Below are 17,813 nucleotides of genomic sequence, written 5' to 3' on the forward strand. Positions count from 1 at the left end.
CCGGGCGAATTCGCTATGACGAGACTAGGTGGGGTTCTCGTTCAAGGCAAGGCGCGGCGTTACACCGCGCGCAGAACCTCTGACAGGTCGGCGAGGGTTTCGATCAGTGCTGTTGCAAGTTGCCGTAGAGCTTGGCGTACAGACCGCCGTCGGCGATCAGCTGGCGATGGTCGCCGTCTTCGGCGATCTGCCCGCCATCGAACACCAGCACGCGGTCCGCCTGTTTCACCGCCGACAGGCGATGGGCAATGATCAGCGTGGTACGGCCATGGAGAAACTTCGCCATCGCCTGGTGCAGGTTGTACTCGGTGGCGGCGTCGAGGGCCGAGGTGGCTTCGTCGAGAATCACCACTTTCGGCTCGGCGAGAATCATCCGCGCAATCGCCAGACGCTGGCGCTGGCCGCCGGACAGGCGCACGCCGGAGCGACCGACGATGCTGTCGAGGCCAGCGGGCAGCGCACGGATGGTCGCGGCCATTTGCGCGATTTCCAGCGCCTGCCAGCAGGCTTCGTCGCTGCGCATGCGGCCCATGGTCAGGTTGGCGCGCACGCTGTCGTTGAACAGCGCCGGATGCTGCAGCACCACCGCGACGTTCTCGCGCACCGTCTCCAGACCGATCTCCTGCTGGGTCGATCCGCCGAAGCGAATGGTCCCGGCCGCTGGCGTGTACAGGCCCAACAGCAATTGCACCAAGGTGCTTTTGCCGCCGCCGCTGGCGCCGACAATCGCGACTTTTTCACCGGGCAGGATCGACAGGTTCATCTGGTCCAGCACCAACTCGTCGCCATAACCGAAGCTCAGGCCTTGCACCTCGATGCCGACGGTGTCGCGCCCCTTGAACGGATCGACGCCGCCGGGATACTGCGGCTCGTCGGCGCGCGCCAGCAATTCATTGACCCGCGTCAGCGCACCGCCCGCCGCGTAATAGGCGTATTGCAGATTGAGCAGCTGTTCGACCGGGCCGATCATGAACCACAGGTAACTGAACACCGCGAGCATCTGCCCGATCGACAGGTCGGAAAACAGCACGGTGAGCATCGCCGCCGCGCGGAAGATGTCGATGCCGAACTGGAACAGCAAACCACTGGCGCGGTTCGAGGCGTCGGTTTTCCACTGCGAGTTGACTGCGTAGTTGCGCACCTCCTGCGCGCGCAAACCGAGGCGCCCGAGGAAATAGCCCTGACGATTGCCGGCGCGCACTTCCTGAATCGCATCGAGGGTTTCGCTCAGTGCCTGGGTGAAGCGCGAGGTGCTGTCGTTCTCGAGTTTTTTCAGGTGTTTGACGCGTTTGCCCAGCTGCACCGTGGCGTAGATCACCAACGGGTTGAACAGCAGAATCAGCAGCGCCAGCTTCCAGTGCATCCACATCAGAATGCTGGCGGTGCCGACCAGGGTCAGCATCGCGACGAGGAAGCGGCTGAGGGTTTCGCCGACGAATTTGTCGAGGGTGTCCAGATCGGTGACCAAATGCGTGGTCACCGTGCCGCTGCCGAGGCTTTCGTATTCGCCGAGGGAAATGCGCTTGAGCCGCTCGATCAGGCGTACGCGAATGCGGTAGACGATGTCCTTGGCCAGGCGCGCGAACAGCCGCGACTGCAACACGCCAAAACACAGGGCGCTGCAACGCAAGGTCAGGGTCACCACCAGCATCAGGCCGATATAACCCGCCGCCTGCTGCCACATGCTCGGCAGGAAATGGTTCATGACTTTCAGCGCGGCATCGCCGTGGCCGAGCAGCACTTCGTCAACCAGCAATGGCAGCAGCAATGGAATCGGCACGCTGCACAGCGTCGCCAGCACGGCCACGCCGTTGGCGATCCACAGAGATTTCTTGTGATGCAGTGCCAGACGCCGGACTTCAGCCCAGCTCAGCCGGTCGACACGCTCTACCGCTGGCGTGTCATCGCCCAGCTCAGACACAGGCCGCGCGCTCCAGCCAGCGGCCGAGCAACGGCGACAGCTCGCTGAGCGGTTGATAGCCGTTGGTCAGCAGCGCCAGTTGCCCGTTGCGCTCGGCCAGCAGGGTCGGAAAACCGGCGATGCCCAAGTCCTGCACCCAGGTGAAGTCGGCCTGGGTCGCCTTGTGCTGATCGGCGTGATCGAACAACGCGGCGAATTCGATACGCGGCACACCGGCCTGCTCTGCCAATTCGACCAGCACGCTGGCCTGAGTGACATCGCGACCTTCGGCGTAAAACGCTTGCTGGATCAGCCCGACCAATGTCCACGCGCAATCCGGCGCCAGGCTGCGCGCGGTGACAATGGCGCGACAGGCCGGCTCGGTGTCGTAGACAAAACCGTCGGGCAGCGCGCCGTCGAACTTGAACGGCTGGCCGGTGGCCTCGGTGACCGCTTGCCAGTGCTCAAGAATATAGCGCCGCGTGGTCGGCTCCAGCGCCGAACCGCTGCCGGTGCGCAAGCCGCCCACCACCAGATGCAGCTCGACCCCGGCTGCCTGCGCCTGCTCGACCAGTGCCTTGGCCACCGGAGCAAAACCCCAGCACCATGAACACATCGGATCCATCACATAGAGCAGGCGCGCAGACATGGTTAAGCCTCGGTGGATGCTTGCTTATAGTTGTAGCCGATCGGGTGCGGCTGGTTGCGCGCCTTGGCCAGTTCGATCTGCTTTTGCCGATCGATGGCGCTGCGCCGGGTTTTCTCGCTGAGCTTGTCCCAGCAGTGCGGGCAACTGATGCCGGCGACGTAGTGCTCGGAGGCGCGATCTTCAACGCTGACCGGCGTGCGGCAGGCATGACATTGATCGTAGTCGCCTTCCGTCAGGTCGTGACGCACGGTGACGCGGTTGTCGAAGACGAAGCAGTCGCCGCGCCACTTGGTTTCTTCCTGCGGCACCTCTTCGAGGTACTTCAGGATGCCGCCCTTGAGGTGGTAAACCTCTTCGAAACCTTCGCCGAGCATATAGCTCGAGGCTTTCTCGCAGCGAATGCCGCCGGTGCAGAACATCGCGACCTTCTTGTGCACGGCCGGGTCGAAGTGTTCTTTGATGTAGTCTGGAAACTCGCGAAAACTGGTGGTTTTCGGATCGATGGCACCTTCGAAAGTGCCGATCGACACTTCGTAATCGTTGCGCGTGTCGATCAGCAGCACTTGCGGGTCGCTGATCAGCGCGTTCCAGTCCTGCGGTTCGACGTAGGTGCCGACCTTCTTGTTCGGGTCGACGCCTTCAACGCCGAGGGTGACGATCTCTTTCTTCAGCTTGACCTTGGTGCGATAGAACGGCTGTTCGTCGCAATACGATTCCTTGTGATCGATGTCGACCATGCGCGGATCGTTCTTGAGCCAGGCGAGCAGACCGTCGATGCCTTCGCGGCTGCCGGAAACCGTGCCGTTGATGCCTTCTTCGGCGATCAGCAGAGTGCCTTTGATGCCGTTGTCGACCATCGCTTGCAGCAGTGGCTCGCGCAGGTCAACGTAATCTTCGAGGGTGACGAACTTGTACAGTGCCGCCACGACAATCGGTTGTGTCATGGGTATTTCTCCAGGTGGCTACCCTCGCAAAGGGTGAACCGGATTCAAAAAAAACGCGCCGGCTAAGCGGCGCGTTGCGGATTCTAGCAAAAACATGATGTGTTTTGGATTTACTCAGTCTTTGTGACAACACAAAACCTGTGGCGAGGGGATTTATCCCCGATAGGCTGCGAAGCGGCCCCAAACCCTGAGAATGCGGTCTTTCAGGGAGATTGGGTTCTGTGGCTTTCGGGGCTGCTTCGCAACCCAACGGGGATAAATCCCCTCACCACAAAATCCCGCCACATCCAAAATCAGTGCTTGCTACCGCCTGCACAGGTGGGCGACGCCGGGGCGCCGTCGATCCCTGCCCATTCCTGCGGGGTGTAGGTGTGCAGCGCCAACGCATGGAACTCGCCCATCAGCTCGCCGAGCGTGCCGTAGACTTTCTGGTGGCGCTTGACCCGGTTCAGGCCTTCGAACTGCGCACTGACCACCACCGCCTTGTAGTGGGTCTGTGACCCGCGACTGTGCATGTGGCTTTCGTCCAGCACTTGCAGGTGCTCAGGCTGTAACAGGGCCAGCGTCGATTCGATGCGTTGTTGCATGGTCATCACGAACTCCGCTTACTTCTTCTTGGCCGGCGCAGCAGCGCCTTTCGGGTCCAGCTCTTTGGTCATGTCGTCGAGCAATTTGTTGACCACAGGCACCGCGCTTTCCAGCTTGCCCTGGGTCATCTGCGCCGATTGCTGAGTCAGCTGCGGCATTTTTTCGAGGACTTTCTTGCCCAGTGGCGACTGGTAGAAAGCGACCAGGTCTTTCAGCTCGGATTCGCTGAAATTGCTGGTGTAGAGCTTGACCATGTCCGGCTTGAGCTTGTTCCAGCCGATGGCCTGATCCAGCGCGGCGTTGGCCTTGGCCTGGTAGGTTTCGAGCACGGCCTTCTTCGACTCAGGGGCTTTGGTCTGTTCAAAGCGCTGGGCGAACATTTGCTGCACTTGCATGTACACCGGGGTGCCCAGCTTGTCAGCGTGAGCCAGCGTCAGGAAAGCTTCGGCACTGGCGTTGTGGCTGGCGGTATCGGCAAGCACCTGGCCGCTGGCGCAAACCAGTGCAACCGCGGTACAGATGGCGCGAAGACGAGTCATCGAGTTTCCTTTAAGCAAAGCGAGGTCGAACCCCAAGGGCGACCATTCTGCGCCTAACAATCGCTGTGGCTCAACCCCCGGCCCTTGCCGCGCTTGATTGGCGGGGTTTTGCGGTCAACAATCGAGCCGATGGAACCACCCGGGCCGACGCCGGCCTAAATTGCGCCAACAGACCAACAGGAGTGTGCACGATGAGCCGTATCGAAACCGACAGCCTGGGCCAGATCGAGGTCCCGGACGACGCTTACTGGGGTGCTCAGACGCAACGCTCGCTGATCAACTTCGCCATTGGTCAGGAACGCATGCCGCTACCGGTACTGCACGCCCTGGCCCTGATCAAAAAAGCCGCCGCACGGGTCAACGACCGCAACGGCGACCTGCCCGCCGACATTGCCCGCCTGATCGAACAGGCCGCCGATGAAGTGCTCGCCGGCGAGCATGACGAGCAGTTCCCGCTGGTGGTCTGGCAGACCGGCAGCGGCACTCAGAGCAACATGAACGTCAACGAGGTGATCGCCGGTCGCGCCAACGAACTGGCCGGCAACCCGCGCGGCGGCAAGTCGCCGGTGCACCCGAACGATCACGTCAATCGCTCGCAAAGTTCCAACGACTGCTTCCCCACCGCCATGAGCATTGCCACCGCCAAAGCGGTGCAGGAACAACTGCTGCCGGCGATTGCCGAGCTGTCCGGCGGCCTTGCCGAACTGGCGGCGCGGCACATGAAACTGGTGAAGACCGGGCGCACGCACATGATGGACGCGACGCCGATCACCTTCGGTCAGGAACTGTCCGGCTTCATCGCGCAACTGGATTACGCCGAGCGCGCGATTCGTGCCGCGCTGCCGGCAGTCTGCGAACTGGCTCAGGGCGGCACCGCCGTTGGTACCGGTTTGAATTCACCACACGGTTTCGGTGAGGCGATTGCCGCCGAACTCGCAGCACTGTCCGGTCTGCCGTTCGTCACCGCGCCGAACAAGTTCGCCGCGCTGGCCGGTCATGAACCGTTGGTAACGCTGTCCGGCGCGCTGAAAACCCTCGCCGTGGCCTTGATGAAGATCGCCAACGACCTGCGCCTGCTGGGCTCAGGTCCTCGCGCAGGTTTCGCTGAAGTGAAGCTGCCGGCCAACGAACCCGGCAGCTCGATCATGCCCGGCAAGGTCAACCCGACCCAGTGCGAAGCGCTGTCGATGCTCGCCTGTCAGGTGCTCGGCAATGACGTGGCGATCGGTTTTGCCGCCAGTCAGGGGCACTTGCAGCTGAACGTGTTCAAACCGGTGATCATCCATAACCTGCTGCAATCGATCCGTTTGCTGGGAGACGGCTGCAGCAACTTCCAGCAGCACTGCATTGCCGGGCTCGAACCGGATGCGGAGGTCATGGCCAAGCATCTGGAACGTGGATTGATGCTGGTGACCGCGCTGAACCCGCACATCGGTTATGACAAGTCGGCGGAGATTGCCAAGAAGGCTTACAGCGAAGGGCTGACTTTGCGTGAGGCTGCGTTGCAGCTGGGTTATCTGACGGATGAAGAGTTCGAAGCCTGGGTGCGGCCGGAGAACATGATCGAGGCTGGTGCCAAGGGCTGAGTCATTTAGCGCCTGAAAATCCGTCTTCGCGAGCTGGCTCGCTCCCACAGGAAAATTGCATTGCAAAGTGGGAGCGAGCCTGCTCGCGAATACAGGCGCCGCCGACCGTCAGCCTGGCACAACCCTGGCCCGCCGCGCCCTGAGCCCTGCAATCAACGATGGCCCCAACGCCACCAGCGCCGAACCCAGCACCACCAGCACCGCCCCGCCATAGCCCAGCGCATTGATCTGCTCGGCATGCACGTAGTCCGGCCAGATCCGCGCCGCAATCGCCACCGCCACAAACGTCACCAGCGGCGTGATCGCCAGCGTCGCGCTGACCCGCGATGCCTCCCAGTGCGCCAGTGCTTCGGCGAAGGCGCCGTAGGCGATCAAGGTGTTCATGCAGCACGCCAGCAACAGCCAGCCCTGCAACGGGCTCAGGTTGAGCGCTTCCAGCGGATGCACCCACGGCGTCAGCAACAGCCCGCAGAACAGATAGATCACCATCATCACTTGTAGCGAATTCCACACCGTGAGCAATTGCTTCTGGCCCAGCGCATAGAAGGTCCAGACCGTCGACGCCAGCAGCACCAAGAGCACGCCGGCGGTGTAGTCGGACAGCGAGGTCAGCAGCTCGGCCAGACGCTGATTGAAGAACAGACCAAAGCCGATCAGTAACACCAGCAAGCCGATGCCCTGGCCGATGCTGAAGCGCTCCTTGAATACGAACAGGCTGGCGATCAGCAACATGATCGGGCCCATTTGCACCACCAGTTGCGCGGTACCGGGGCTGAGGAGGTTGAGGCCCATCAGGTACAACACGTAATTGCCGACCAGCCCCAGCACCGCCATCAGCACCAGCCAGCCACCCTTGGGCCCGAGCACCTTGCGACTTGGCAGGCGCTTGACCGAAGCCAGATAGATGAACAGGCAGCCACCGGACACCATCAGGCGAAACCAGGTCACCGTGACCGGGTCCATCACCTGCAATACCTGTTTGAGCTTGATCGGCAGGATGCCCCACAGAAACGCGGTCAGCAGCGCCAGGAACAGTCCGTACACCCAGCGCCCCGATGAAATGTGCATGCGAACCCCAAAAGCCTGCTGACAAGAGCACTCATTCTAGGCGTCCGGCTGCGCACAACACAGGGACAGTTACCGGCAGGCCGCGAATGAAACTGTGCAGGTCGCAGCAGTAAACCGGCGCGCCGCCGTTGATCGGCCGGGCAGGCGCGCCAAGTGCCTCAGGCATAAGCTGATTGCAGACTTTTCAACGCATTGATCAGGGAGACCTACATGTACGCCATGCGCGCCGAGGACAGCGCCCCCGCCACCCGTTTTCGCAGCGACCGCGTGTGTCGGGTCAATGGCGAGCTGTATTTCAGCACCCGGGAAAATACCCTTGAAGGGCCGTATGACAGTCAGGTGATCGAGCGGGAGATTCAGGCTTATATAGCGCGGATGCAGCGGCAGGATTCCAGCCGCTGAACCGTGGCGCTGCTTTCGCGAGCAGGCTCGCTCCCACAGGGGAATACCGTCACCTGTGGGAGCGAGCCTGCTCGCGAAGGGGCCTGAACAGGCAACCAATCCTTTAGCGCACCGCCTCAAACAACCCACTCGCCCCCATCCCGCCGCCCACGCACATGGTGACGATGCCGTAACGCAAATTGCGTCGCTGCAATTCCCGGATCAAATGCCCGACCTGACGCGAGCCGGTCATGCCGAACGGGTGGCCGATGGAAATCGAGCCGCCGTTGACGTTGTATTTGTCGTTGTCGATCTCCAGCCGGTCGCGGCTGTACAGGCACTGCGAAGCGAACGCCTCGTTCAACTCCCACAGATCGATATCCGCCACTTGCAGGCCCTTGGCCTTGAGCAGTTTCGGCACCGAGAACACCGGGCCGATGCCCATTTCGTCCGGCCCGCAACCGGCCACAGTGAAGCCACGGAAAAAAGCTTTCGGCTTGAGCCCCAGCTCCAAGGCTTTATCCAGGCTCATCACCAGCGTCATCGAGGCACCGTCGGACAGCTGCGATGAATTGCCCGCCGTCACCGAACCATCGTCGGCGAACACCGGCTTCAGTCCGGCAAGGCTTTCGTAGGTGGTGTCCGGGCGGTTGCAGTCGTCGCGCTCGACGACGCCGTCGACAATCTGCACTTCGCCGCTGTTCTTGCCCTCGACGCGATATTTCACCGCCATCGGCACGATTTCATCGTCGAACAAACCCGCAGCCTGGGCCTGGGCCGTGCGCAGCTGACTTTGCAGCGCATAACGATCCTGGGCTTCGCGACTGACGCCGTAACGGCGCGCCACCACTTCAGCGGTCTGGCCCATGGTGTAGTAGATGCCGGGGGTCTGTTGCTTGAGCAATGGGTTGATCAGGTGATCGGTGTTGACGCTTTTCAGGGTCAGGCTGATCGACTCGACGCCGCCGGCAACGATGATGTCGCTGCAACCGGAGGCGATCTGGTTGGCGGCAATCGCAATGGCCTGCAAGCCCGAGGAACAGAAACGGTTGAGGGTCATGCCGGCGGTGCCGGTGCCCAGGCGCGACAGTACCGCGACGTTGCGGCCGATGTTGTAGCCCTGCGCGCCCTCGTTGGAGCCAGCGCCGACGATGCAGTCCTCGACGCTGGCCGGGTCGATATCGTTGCGGGTCAGCAGCGCATTGACGCAGTGGGCCGCCATGTCATCGGGGCGGGTCTGGTTGAACTTGCCGCGAAAGGATTTGGCCAGGCCGGTCCGCACGCTGTCGACGATCACCACTTCACGCATGGCATACCTCATTGTTGTTGTCGGTTGAGAGTGGACCTGAGCATAAGTCCACCTTCTTGCCGACCGCGAGGATCATTCACCCGGCGTATGCGCGGCCATCGCTTCAGTCCTTGTGCTTTTTGGCCTTCTTGTCGGATTTCTCGAACGCGTCTTCCAGCGCGCGGTTGATGGTGCGCAAAACTTTCACCCGTGCCCAGCGTTTATCGTTGGCCTCGACCAGCGTCCACGGCGCGATCTCGGTGCTGGTGCGATCGACCATGTCGCCGACCGCCCGGCGATAGTCGTCCCACTTTTCCCGGTTGCGCCAGTCGTCCTCGGTAATCTTGAAGCGCTTGAAGGAAATCTCTTCGCGCTCCTGAAATCGCTCCATCTGCGTGTCCTTGTCGATGGCCAGCCAGAACTTGACCACGATGACGCCGGCATCGGCAAGCTGCTCTTCGAAGTCGTTGATTTCGCCGTAGGCGCGCAGCCAGTCGGCCGGGGTGCAGAAGCCTTCGATCCGCTCGACCAGCACCCGCCCGTACCAGGAGCGGTCGAACACGGTGAATTTGCCCCGCGCCGGAAGGTGTCGCCAGAACCGCCACAGGTAGGGTTGCGCGCGCTCTTCTTCGGTGGGCGCGGCGATCGGCACGATGCTGTACTGACGCGGATCGAGCGCCGCTGCCACGCGGCGAATCGCCCCGCCCTTGCCCGCCGCGTCGTTACCCTCGAACACCGCCACCAGCGCATGGCGACGCATGCGTTTGTCGCGCATCAGTCCGGACAGACGCGCCTGTTCGGTGATCAGTTGTTCTTCATAGTCTTTCTTGTCCAGACGCTGGGTCAGGTCGAGGCTGTCGAGCAGGTTCAACTGATCGACCGGCGTGCCCAGCGGCGCGGCACTGACTTCGTGGGGATTGACGTCGGCGCGCTTGAGCGCACTTTGCAGGCCTTCGAGGAGAATCTTGCCCACCGCCAGGCTGCGGTAATTGGCATCGACGCCTTCGATGACATGCCACGGCGCGTAATCGCGACTGGTACGGCGCAGCACGCGCTCGCCGTATTTGACGAACTTGTCGTAGGTCTGCGACTGCTGCCAGTCCAGCGGGCTGATGCGCCAGCTGTGCAGTGGGTCGTCGGCCAGCGATTTGAGCCGCGCTTTCATTTGCTTCTTGGACAGGTGAAACCAGAACTTGAAGATCAGCGCGCCTTCATCGCAGAGCATTTTTTCCAGACGCTCGGCGCCGGCGATGGCCTGGTCCAGACGCGGATCCTTGAACAACCCATGCACCCGCCCCTGGAGCATCTGGCTGTACCAGTTACCGAAGAACACGCCCATTCGCCCCTTGGCCGGCAGCATGCGCCAGTAGCGCCAGGCGGGTGGCCGCGCCAGTTCTTCATCGGTTTGTTGGTCGAAGGTGCGCACTTCGATCAGGCGCGGGTCCATCCATTCGTTGAGCAGCTTGACCGTCTCGCCCTTGCCCGCCCCTTCGATGCCGTTGATCAGGATGATCACCGGAAAGCGCTTCTGCTGCTGCAACTCGAACTGCGCTTCCAGCAAGGCTTCACGCAGCGCAGGGACGGCCGCCTCATAAGTGTCTTTGTCGATGGCGTGACCGATTTCAGCGGATTCAAACATTGGACGGCTCCTTCCAGGGTTCAGCAAGACTAGCGGATTGGGCACGGGCGCAGGGCAGAAATTCCCATGAACTCAGGACGGAATGAGAACTTTGTGGTGAGGGGATTTATCGTTGGCTGGCTGTGCGGTAGTCGCAGATCCGGGAAGTGCGGTTTGGATCGGGAAAACGGGGTGGATGGTTTTGGGACTGCTTCGCATTCCAGCGGGGATAAATCCCCTCGCCACAGGGTTCTTTTCACCGAGAGTCTTGTGCTGGATCAGGTAGTACCGGCGCGATCGGCTAGAATGGCCGCCTTGTGTTTGCCGAGCCTGCCATGAAAGCCGAAATGCCCCACGCCCAACTCGACTGGGACGACCAGGGACGCCCACGTTCGCGGGTGTTTGATGACGTGTATTTTTCCGATCAGTCGGGGCTGGAGGAAACCCGTTACGTGTTTCTTGACCAGAACCGTCTGGCCGAGCGCTTCGCTGCGCTACCGGCGGATGGTCGGCTGGTCATTGGTGAAACCGGCTTCGGCACCGGGCTGAATTTTCTCTGTGCCTGGCAGCTATTCGAACAACACGCAGTGGCCGGTGCGCGCCTGCATTTTGTCAGCGTCGAGAAGTACCCGTTGGCGCCTGCGGATCTGCGCCGGGCCTTGGCACTGTGGCCGGAACTCAAGCCGTTGGCCGATCAGTTGCTCAAGCACTACGTTGCGATTCATCAAGGCTTTCAGCGCATTACTTTGGCCGAAGGTCGAGTGACGCTGACCTTGCTCATCGGCGATGCGCTGGAGCAACTGCCGCAACTCGATGCGCAGATCGACGCGTGGTTTCTCGACGGTTTCGCTCCGGCGAAAAATCCGGACATGTGGACCGCTGAGCTGTTCGTCGAACTGGCGCGCCTGGCCGCACCGGGATCGACTATCAGCACCTTCACCAGCACCGGTTGGGTCCGGCGTCTGCTCAACGCTGCCGGGTTCAAGATGAAGCGAACACCGGGCATCGGCCACAAGTGGGAAATCCTGCGTGGCGAATTTCTCGGCTGGCCCGCCGAGGTGGCGGCGCCAATACCGGCGAAACCCTGGTTCGCCCGCCCTGCTCCGTTGCGCGGTGAGCGCCGGGCGCTGGTGATCGGCGCGGGCCTGGCCGGCTGCGCGACGGCGTCGAGTCTGGCGGCGCGCGGCTGGCAGGTGAGTCTGCTCGAGCGCCACGCGGCGGTGGCGCAGGAAGCTTCGGGGAATCCGCAAGGCGTGCTCTATCTCAAGTTGTCCGCCCATGGCACGGCGTTGTCGCAGTTGATCGTCAGCGGCTTCGGTTACACCCGGCGCCTGCTGGAAAGCCTGCAACGCGGCAGCGACTGGGATGACTGCGGCGTGCTGCAATTGGCGTTCAATGCCAAGGAAGCCGAGCGCCACGGGCAACTGGCGGCGGCGTTTCCTGAAGATCTCTTGCAGTGGCTGGAACAACCCGAAGCGCAGGCTCGCGCCGGTGTCGGCGTAGCCCACGGCGGCTTGTATTACCCCGAAGGTGGCTGGGTGCATCCGCCGGCACTGTGTCAGGCCCAGGCGATGCACGCCAACATTGAATTGCTCAGCCATCACGAAGCTTTGGAACTGCGCAAAGTCGCTGACCAGTGGCAAGCGTTCGACGGCGAGCGAATGCTCGCCAGTGCGCCGGTGGTGATCCTGGCCGGTGCTGCCGAAATCAATCGTTTTGCCCAAAGCGCCGAATTGCCGCTCAAGCGCATTCGCGGACAAATTACGCGTCTGCCTGAAACCGCAGACAGTCGTGAGCTGGCCACCGTGGTGTGCGCCGAAGGCTACGTCGCCCCGGCGCGTCTGGGCGAGCACACCCTGGGCGCGAGTTTCGACTTCAACAGCGACGACCTGACGCCCACGACTGCCGAGCACCAAGGCAATCTGGCGATGCTCGAAGAGATTTCCAGCGATCTGCTGAGCCGTCTGAACATCAGCGAGCAGCCAATTGAGAACCTTGAGGGCCGCGCAGCCTATCGCTGCACCAGCCCCGATTACCTGCCGATTGTCGGTCCGCTCGCTGATCTGCAAACCTTCAATCAAACCTACGCTGCATTGAGCAAAGACGCCCGGCAAGTGCCGGACATCGCCTGCCCATGGCTCGATGGTCTGTACGTCAACAGCGGCCACGGTTCTCGCGGGCTGATCACCGCGCCGCTGTCCGGCGAACTGCTTGCCGCATGGCTGGACAACGAGCCACTGCCGTTGCCGCGCAGCGTAGCCGAAGCCTGCCATCCCAACCGTTTCGCCTTACGGCAGTTGATTCGCGGCAAGTGAATTTCACGGGTCGGGCATTTCGCAGATGCCCAGATCCATCAGCCGTATCGCGTCTTCCGTCAGACTCTTGAACAGCACGTCTTCAGCCTGGTCCTTTTCAAGCTTGAGTGCCTGGTTCTGACTTAAATAATCGCCAGAGGGCAGCGTGTCCTTCTTGTCGAACAGTGCGCTCATTTGCGGATCGTACACGTCATCGATCAGCGCAAACTTGCGGACAAATGTGCGTCGCAGATAGTCACGCCAGAACGTGCGCCCCTGCATGTATTCCAGCCATTGCGGGGAGAGTTCGGCGGTGAAGATGCGATTTTTTGCCACCTCAAGATCCGCGGCCGTCACGCCACTCTGGGCACTGAACAGCATATTTTCCGGTTGACCGCGCAGCCCCAGCGCATCGGTGAGACCGATGCGGTAAGCGAGGTTCATTTCCAGCGCATCGACCTTTGGAGCCCGGAGTGAGTGCTCCAGGGCGATTTCTTCCAGCCTGTCCAGCCGGAACAGACTGCGGCCCAGTTCCAACAGCGCCTTGGCAGTGCCCCTGCTCCCGCTTGCGGCGCTGCTCACCCGCTCGACTTCCACTGCGACCTCAATACGACTGAAAACCAGCGCCGCGTTATCGGTGCAGTGCAGCGGATCGGCCGCAATGTCGAGCAGTTGACGACTCAGTGGCTCGTCAGCTTCCGCCGCCTTCAGTACCGCCCAGACGCGTCGCTGCATGTCAGCGCCACCCTGTTTGCCGTCCGCGGTATCGCCCAGTTGCGCCAGCAACGTGAACAAGCCATCGGCCGTCTGATCGCTACGCAATGCCGCCCAAATGCGCGACTGCTCTGCCCACTCTTCGCCACTGACCTTGGTCAACCAGAGCGAGCGCGCCGTTTGCTCGTTCATCCGTGCGATGTCATCGGCGATGTAGCCCATACCGATGCCGAAATTATCGCGATAGTTTTCCAGATGCGTTTGGGCCGTTTCGGAAAAGGGATTGAGTCCCAACTTGAGTGCGCCTGTGAAACGGCGTGATTTCTCGAACAACCACTCAGGCAGTTCTGTGATTTTGTTGGCGCTCAGATCCATCAGTTCAATGTGCGCAGAATGATCAAGGCCTTCTGGCAGTTCGGTGATGCCGGTATCGTTCAGCGACAAGCGGCGCAGTTGCGTCATTTGACTGAAATCCGGGGTGGCGCCCAACGGATTCTTGTCCAGATTCAGGTAACGCAACGTGCTCAGGTTGTTCAGCTTCGCCAGGGTCTGTTCGGTCAGCTTGAGCTGATTGCCTGCCAGACTCAGCCGTTGCAGACGCGGCATGTGCGACAAAATTTCAGGCAGCCGGGTGATCGCGTTGCTGCCCAGTTCCAGCGAGTCGAGCTGTTTGAAGGACTTGAGAAAGTACGCAACATCATCACCCAGCGCCATGTTCCGCATCGACAATTGCCCTACATGGTCGAAGCTCACCGACGGCGGTAACGTCGGCACCTTACCGATGCGCATGCCGTCAAGGTCAAGGGTACAGAGGTTCTTTCCCTCGTCGTTGGTGGCCCAATGAAAGCGTCGAAACGCTTCCTCGATCAGCTCGGCGGCCATTTTCCGACTGTGCCGCGCTTCGGCCAGATCGCCACCCATGGCTTGCAGCGCGGCGCTATCTTCACTCCAGACAAACAGCGCGTCCCGCAGGGTTTGCAGATTCTGACGCAGGGCTTTGATCCGGGTTGCACGGCTCAACGGATCACCGCCCAGTTCGTTGAGCAATTGATTGAGCTGCGGCTCGTTCAGACGCGGATAAAGCCTGCGGGCTTTGCGCAGCAGTTTGCGTGAATGGCCAGCCACGGGGACCTGATCGCCTTGCACACAGGCCGGCTCGACGGGAAGTGATTCCGTACTGCCTCCGCGCAATGCCCGCGCAGTGAACTCGCGTTCGTCGAGGGCAACGTTGAGCAGCTTTTTGCGTAACTGTTGCGTACTGACCTGTCCGGCATCGGCAAGACCGAGTGCGGTTCGCTGACGTGGCGGCAATGCCTTGAGGATGGCCATGTACAAAGCGTCGGGGCCGGATACCACCTTGCCCAAGGATTTTTTGTCGCCGCCAAACGCCTCATAGCCCTGCGTGGACTTCACCAGATAGCCGGTATTTTCCGAGGTCGCCGACGCATCGCCGATGTCTTCGAGTATCGGTCCGGCCAAGGCCTTGTCGCGTACTTGCAGACGCAGCTGCGCGTTCCAGCTGCTCAGGCGCGGCAGTAATTTCATGGCCAGCCGGTCGGTGTCGGCATTGGCCAGCCACGAGCAGTGCAACCCACTCAGCGCCCGGTCAAGCCGCACCTCGGCAATACCGGCCCGCGCCCGCTGTCCCAGGCGCAAGGGCGCGCTCCCGCTCGAGCGCAGGTGCAGGCGCTCGACAGTAGAGGCGCGGTCGATCAGCCTTTGACCATGGCGCGCCGAAATGTCGGCGAAGACCTGACGCAATTTGCCCAGGTCCTGCGCATCACTGTGGTCATAGCGCTTGTACATCCGCTCTAACGCCGCGCGGTAATCGGACTCGAGCGCAGCACCGAGTTTTCTCGCCAGCGCAGGTGCTTGCGTGCTTTTTGCGACTTTGCCGCCGAGCAAGGCCTCGACTTCATGCTCGTAAAGGCCATCGATGACGGTTTGCAGCAAGCGCCCGAGTGCCAACTGGCCTTGGGTCACCGGCACTCCCAGGTTTTCGTCAAGCGTACTGTTTGCAGGATAAGTCGTGTCGACGTCTCCTTCATGACCGATGACCTCAATGTATCGGTCAGTCGGCCAGCCCGGCAGTTGCGTCAAGGCATGCATCTGTTCTTCAAGAGGCTGCTCGGAGTGGATCTCGCCGTTTTCCAGTTCCGTGGTCAACTCACGCAGCTGGCGCCCGATGCGCACGCGCTCGACGGTATCGCGCAGGCGTACCGGCAGGCTCAGATTGTCGTTGAAGGTTTCCAGCAAGGTCTGCTGCGAGGTGTTGCTCAGCCGGCGAAGGATATCCAGATCGCTGTCAGCAAATTCGCTCAACTGCGGATCGATGCGCTTGAGCGTGTAGGCGCTGCTGCCCCATTCTTCAGGCTCTTCAGCGGGAAACCGCCAGCCGCCCTCGACGTGGCGGATCAGTTCCGGAGCATAGGCGTGTGCGCGTGCGGGGTGTTCCAGGCGCCAGTGCTGGGTGTCGATATCAAAGTTGCCAGCCAACAGGCGGTGCTCGAGGCGGCCGATGGTCTTGTTGCCAATCTGATAGAACTCCTTCGAGCCGGCATCGATGGTGAATCCGGCCGGCAGAGCATGCTCGTACGGGCTCAAATCAGGCTTCCACAGGCGCGGCTTGCCTGCCCGATCAAGAATCGCGGTGAACTGCGCGAAGAACTCCGGATGCGCGCGCAGCAGTTTTTTGCCCAGTGTTCCCAGCGCCTTCTGACCGCCGGCAAAAACGCCCATCAATGCGATGTTCTCTACCACACTGAGCAAATGTGACAGCGCTTGCTGATGATCACCGCGGCGCCAGTCCTCGACGCCGTCATACACCTCACCGAGCAATTGCCCGACCGCGACGCCCATCATCAATTGCCCCAGGACCGGCACGAACAGCCCTGCCAACGACGCCACGGTGACCCCGCGCTGAATGAAATCCAACAGACGTTTTTGTCGGATCTCTTCATCGATATCAGCGGTTGGCACCGCCAGTTTGCGCGCGTCGATCTGCAATTTTCCGACATGGCTTTGCACCATGAAATCGAAAAGCGGCACATCGATCGGCCAATGCTCGACGACGCCCAGGTCAGGCTTTTCAGCTAACGCCTTGAAGAAGTCCGCCTTGTCATCTTCATCCAGAGTACCGGCGAAATACCCTTGATATTCCGTACTCTTGAGTTGTTGCGCGAGGTAGCGCTTGAACGCATTGAAACTCGGGTATTCATACACGGCGCGCTCGGGCTCGCCGGGCATATACACCATGCATCCGTCCTCAGGGTGTTGTTCCACGCAGCGTTTGGAAAATACCACGACGCCCCAAACGCAGCTGTCGAGGATTCTGATGCCCTGCATGATCATCGGGTCTTTGCCGTAGCGCAGGTGCTGCGCCGAAGCGACGCCTTCGCCCAGCATCAGATCCTGCAGCATGCGCAAACCTGCTGCGGTGATATCGCCCCTGAGCTGCGCAAGATGAGCATCCAGCTCCAGCAGCGATTGCTTCAATGCGGCGATATCGCGGGTCATGGCACTGGTGGCCACGACTTTGCCGCAGTCTTCACGCAGACCGAACACTTGCTGCAGATGCTCCTGGTATTTCTTGCCCAGATCCAGCTCGCGGCAAAACGCTGCGAACGCTGCCGGCGTCAGGTCTTTCACGCCGTCGGGCGCGCTGTTGATGCGCACCAGACTGCCGGCGGGGAAACCGTCGGCCTGCTCCTCGTCTGCGCTGAAGTTCTGCATGGCTGCCTGCAACAGGCTTTGCGTCGCGTGATTGACCAAGCCGATATCGGCCTGCTCCGTCGCCGTCACATCGCAGCCGCAATCGACGCCGGGCAGACTGAGCAGATCCTCGCTCACGTCATAGACCGCTGGCCATTTCTCGCTCAGCGCCGCGTTGAGTTCGCTGATACAGAAGCTGTGCAATGGTTTGAGCCGGGTCAGATCCTTGTCGACTTTGACTTGCAGGGTGTGCAGTTCACGATTGATTTCGTCCAGCTTGTTCAGCGTGGCCGCAGAAGCCGTGAGCAGATGCGCCGGCAAGCTTTTTTCCAGGCTTTCAGCGGTATCGAGATCACCGGTAGCGTCGTACAGGGTGCTCAGGACCGAGTCCTGAGTCTGCGGATTGGTCTTGTCTTGGCTGGGCATGGCAATAGTCCTTTATTGCGAGTTTGAACTCTCGACCCTAGCGCTGCCGGACAACCGATAACAGTTCAAAATGCTGGACAGTATCCGCGCAGATCAAACGTTTTTTT

12 protein-coding genes are annotated in these 17,813 nt (G+C 61.2%); 3 read left to right on the top strand and 9 right to left on the bottom strand.

Annotated elements, in window-relative coordinates:
- Positions 1–103 precede the first annotated feature (103 nt).
- The 5 genes from HU724_RS20445 to HU724_RS20465 form a co-directional block, all read right to left on the bottom strand.
- A complete protein-coding gene (locus HU724_RS20445) occupies positions 104–1,921 on the bottom strand; it encodes an ABC transporter ATP-binding protein (protein WP_186567795.1) in 1,818 nt (605 codons plus the stop codon).
- Positions 1,914–2,516, bottom strand: coding sequence for a DsbA family protein (locus HU724_RS20450; RefSeq protein ID WP_177180902.1), 603 nt, complete (start codon positions 2,514–2,516; stop codon positions 1,914–1,916). The genes HU724_RS20445 and HU724_RS20450 overlap by 8 nt, the downstream gene beginning before the upstream one ends.
- 35 nt (positions 2,517–2,551) lie before the next feature.
- Entirely contained in the window at positions 2,552–3,493 is a 942-nt protein-coding gene (gene trhO / locus HU724_RS20455) for an oxygen-dependent tRNA uridine(34) hydroxylase TrhO (protein WP_122603650.1), read from the bottom strand.
- Positions 3,494–3,786: 293 nt separating this feature from the next.
- Positions 3,787–4,086 carry a BolA family protein gene (locus HU724_RS20460; RefSeq protein WP_186567793.1) on the bottom strand — a complete coding sequence of 100 codons (300 nt, stop codon included), beginning with the start codon at positions 4,084–4,086 and terminating at the stop codon, positions 3,787–3,789.
- A 12-nt stretch (positions 4,087–4,098) separates the two neighbouring features.
- Positions 4,099–4,620: a DUF2059 domain-containing protein gene (locus HU724_RS20465; protein ID WP_039760068.1), complete on the bottom strand. Its 522-nt coding sequence runs from the start codon at positions 4,618–4,620 to the stop codon at positions 4,099–4,101.
- Positions 4,621–4,811: 191 nt separating this feature from the next.
- On the opposite strand from HU724_RS20465, the gene HU724_RS20470 reads away from it, so the two are divergent.
- The gene (locus HU724_RS20470) at positions 4,812–6,206 is read left to right on the top strand and encodes a class II fumarate hydratase (RefSeq protein WP_186567791.1); all 1,395 of its coding nucleotides are present in this window, start codon (positions 4,812–4,814) and stop codon (positions 6,204–6,206) included.
- 108 nt (positions 6,207–6,314) lie between these two features.
- On the opposite strand, the gene HU724_RS20475 is transcribed toward HU724_RS20470, so the two are convergent.
- A complete protein-coding gene (locus tag HU724_RS20475) occupies positions 6,315–7,274 on the bottom strand; it encodes a DMT family transporter (RefSeq protein ID WP_186567789.1) in 960 nt (319 codons plus the stop codon).
- A gap of 210 nt (positions 7,275–7,484) precedes the next feature.
- Here HU724_RS20475 and HU724_RS20480 point away from each other — a divergent pair, with 210 nt between their 5' ends.
- The gene (locus tag HU724_RS20480; protein ID WP_123443761.1) at positions 7,485–7,676 is read left to right on the top strand and encodes a DUF6316 family protein; all 192 of its coding nucleotides are present in this window, start codon (positions 7,485–7,487) and stop codon (positions 7,674–7,676) included.
- Positions 7,677–7,779: 103 nt separating this feature from the next.
- Here the strand turns inward: HU724_RS20480 and HU724_RS20485 are convergent, their stop codons facing one another.
- The gene (locus HU724_RS20485; protein ID WP_186567787.1) at positions 7,780–8,964 is read right to left on the bottom strand and encodes a thiolase family protein; all 1,185 of its coding nucleotides are present in this window, start codon (positions 8,962–8,964) and stop codon (positions 7,780–7,782) included.
- Positions 8,965–9,067: 103 nt separating this feature from the next.
- Positions 9,068–10,582 carry a polyphosphate:AMP phosphotransferase gene (gene pap / locus HU724_RS20490; protein ID WP_016770941.1) on the bottom strand — a complete coding sequence of 505 codons (1,515 nt, stop codon included), beginning with the start codon at positions 10,580–10,582 and terminating at the stop codon, positions 9,068–9,070.
- Between the two features lie 314 nt (positions 10,583–10,896).
- On the opposite strand from pap, the gene mnmC reads away from it, so the two are divergent.
- Entirely contained in the window at positions 10,897–12,876 is a 1,980-nt protein-coding gene (gene mnmC / locus HU724_RS20495; protein WP_186567785.1) for a bifunctional tRNA (5-methylaminomethyl-2-thiouridine)(34)-methyltransferase MnmC2/FAD-dependent 5-carboxymethylaminomethyl-2-thiouridine(34) oxidoreductase MnmC1, read from the top strand.
- Positions 12,877–12,879: 3 nt separating this feature from the next.
- On the opposite strand, the gene HU724_RS20500 is transcribed toward mnmC, so the two are convergent.
- Complete coding sequence (locus tag HU724_RS20500; RefSeq protein WP_186567783.1) at positions 12,880–17,706, bottom strand: NEL-type E3 ubiquitin ligase domain-containing protein; 4,827 nt, start codon at positions 17,704–17,706, stop codon at positions 12,880–12,882.
- Between the last annotated feature and the right edge of the window lie 107 nt (positions 17,707–17,813).

It is taken from the genome of Pseudomonas iranensis (assembly GCF_014268585.2).
In the GTDB taxonomy this organism is placed as follows: Bacteria; Pseudomonadota; Gammaproteobacteria; order Pseudomonadales; family Pseudomonadaceae; genus Aquipseudomonas; species Aquipseudomonas iranensis.

What these genes read in the sequence shown, in the direction of transcription:
- HU724_RS20500 (WP_186567783.1), bottom strand. Translation starts at nt 17,706, where the DNA reads ATGCCCAGCCAAGACAAGACCAATCCGCAGACTCAGGACTCGGTCCTG.
- HU724_RS20465 (WP_039760068.1), bottom strand. Translation starts at nt 4,620, where the DNA reads ATGACTCGTCTTCGCGCCATCTGTACCGCGGTTGCACTGGTTTGCGCC.
- pap (WP_016770941.1), bottom strand. Translation starts at nt 10,582, where the DNA reads ATGTTTGAATCCGCTGAAATCGGTCACGCCATCGACAAAGACACTTAT.
- HU724_RS20450 (WP_177180902.1), bottom strand. Translation starts at nt 2,516, where the DNA reads ATGTGTTCATGGTGCTGGGGTTTTGCTCCGGTGGCCAAGGCACTGGTC.
- trhO (WP_122603650.1), bottom strand. Translation starts at nt 3,493, where the DNA reads ATGACACAACCGATTGTCGTGGCGGCACTGTACAAGTTCGTCACCCTC.
- HU724_RS20460 (WP_186567793.1), bottom strand. Translation starts at nt 4,086, where the DNA reads ATGACCATGCAACAACGCATCGAATCGACGCTGGCCCTGTTACAGCCT.
- HU724_RS20470 (WP_186567791.1), top strand. Translation starts at nt 4,812, where the DNA reads ATGAGCCGTATCGAAACCGACAGCCTGGGCCAGATCGAGGTCCCGGAC.
- mnmC (WP_186567785.1), top strand. Translation starts at nt 10,897, where the DNA reads ATGAAAGCCGAAATGCCCCACGCCCAACTCGACTGGGACGACCAGGGA.
- HU724_RS20480 (WP_123443761.1), top strand. Translation starts at nt 7,485, where the DNA reads ATGTACGCCATGCGCGCCGAGGACAGCGCCCCCGCCACCCGTTTTCGC.
- HU724_RS20485 (WP_186567787.1), bottom strand. Translation starts at nt 8,964, where the DNA reads ATGCGTGAAGTGGTGATCGTCGACAGCGTGCGGACCGGCCTGGCCAAA.
- HU724_RS20475 (WP_186567789.1), bottom strand. Translation starts at nt 7,274, where the DNA reads ATGCACATTTCATCGGGGCGCTGGGTGTACGGACTGTTCCTGGCGCTG.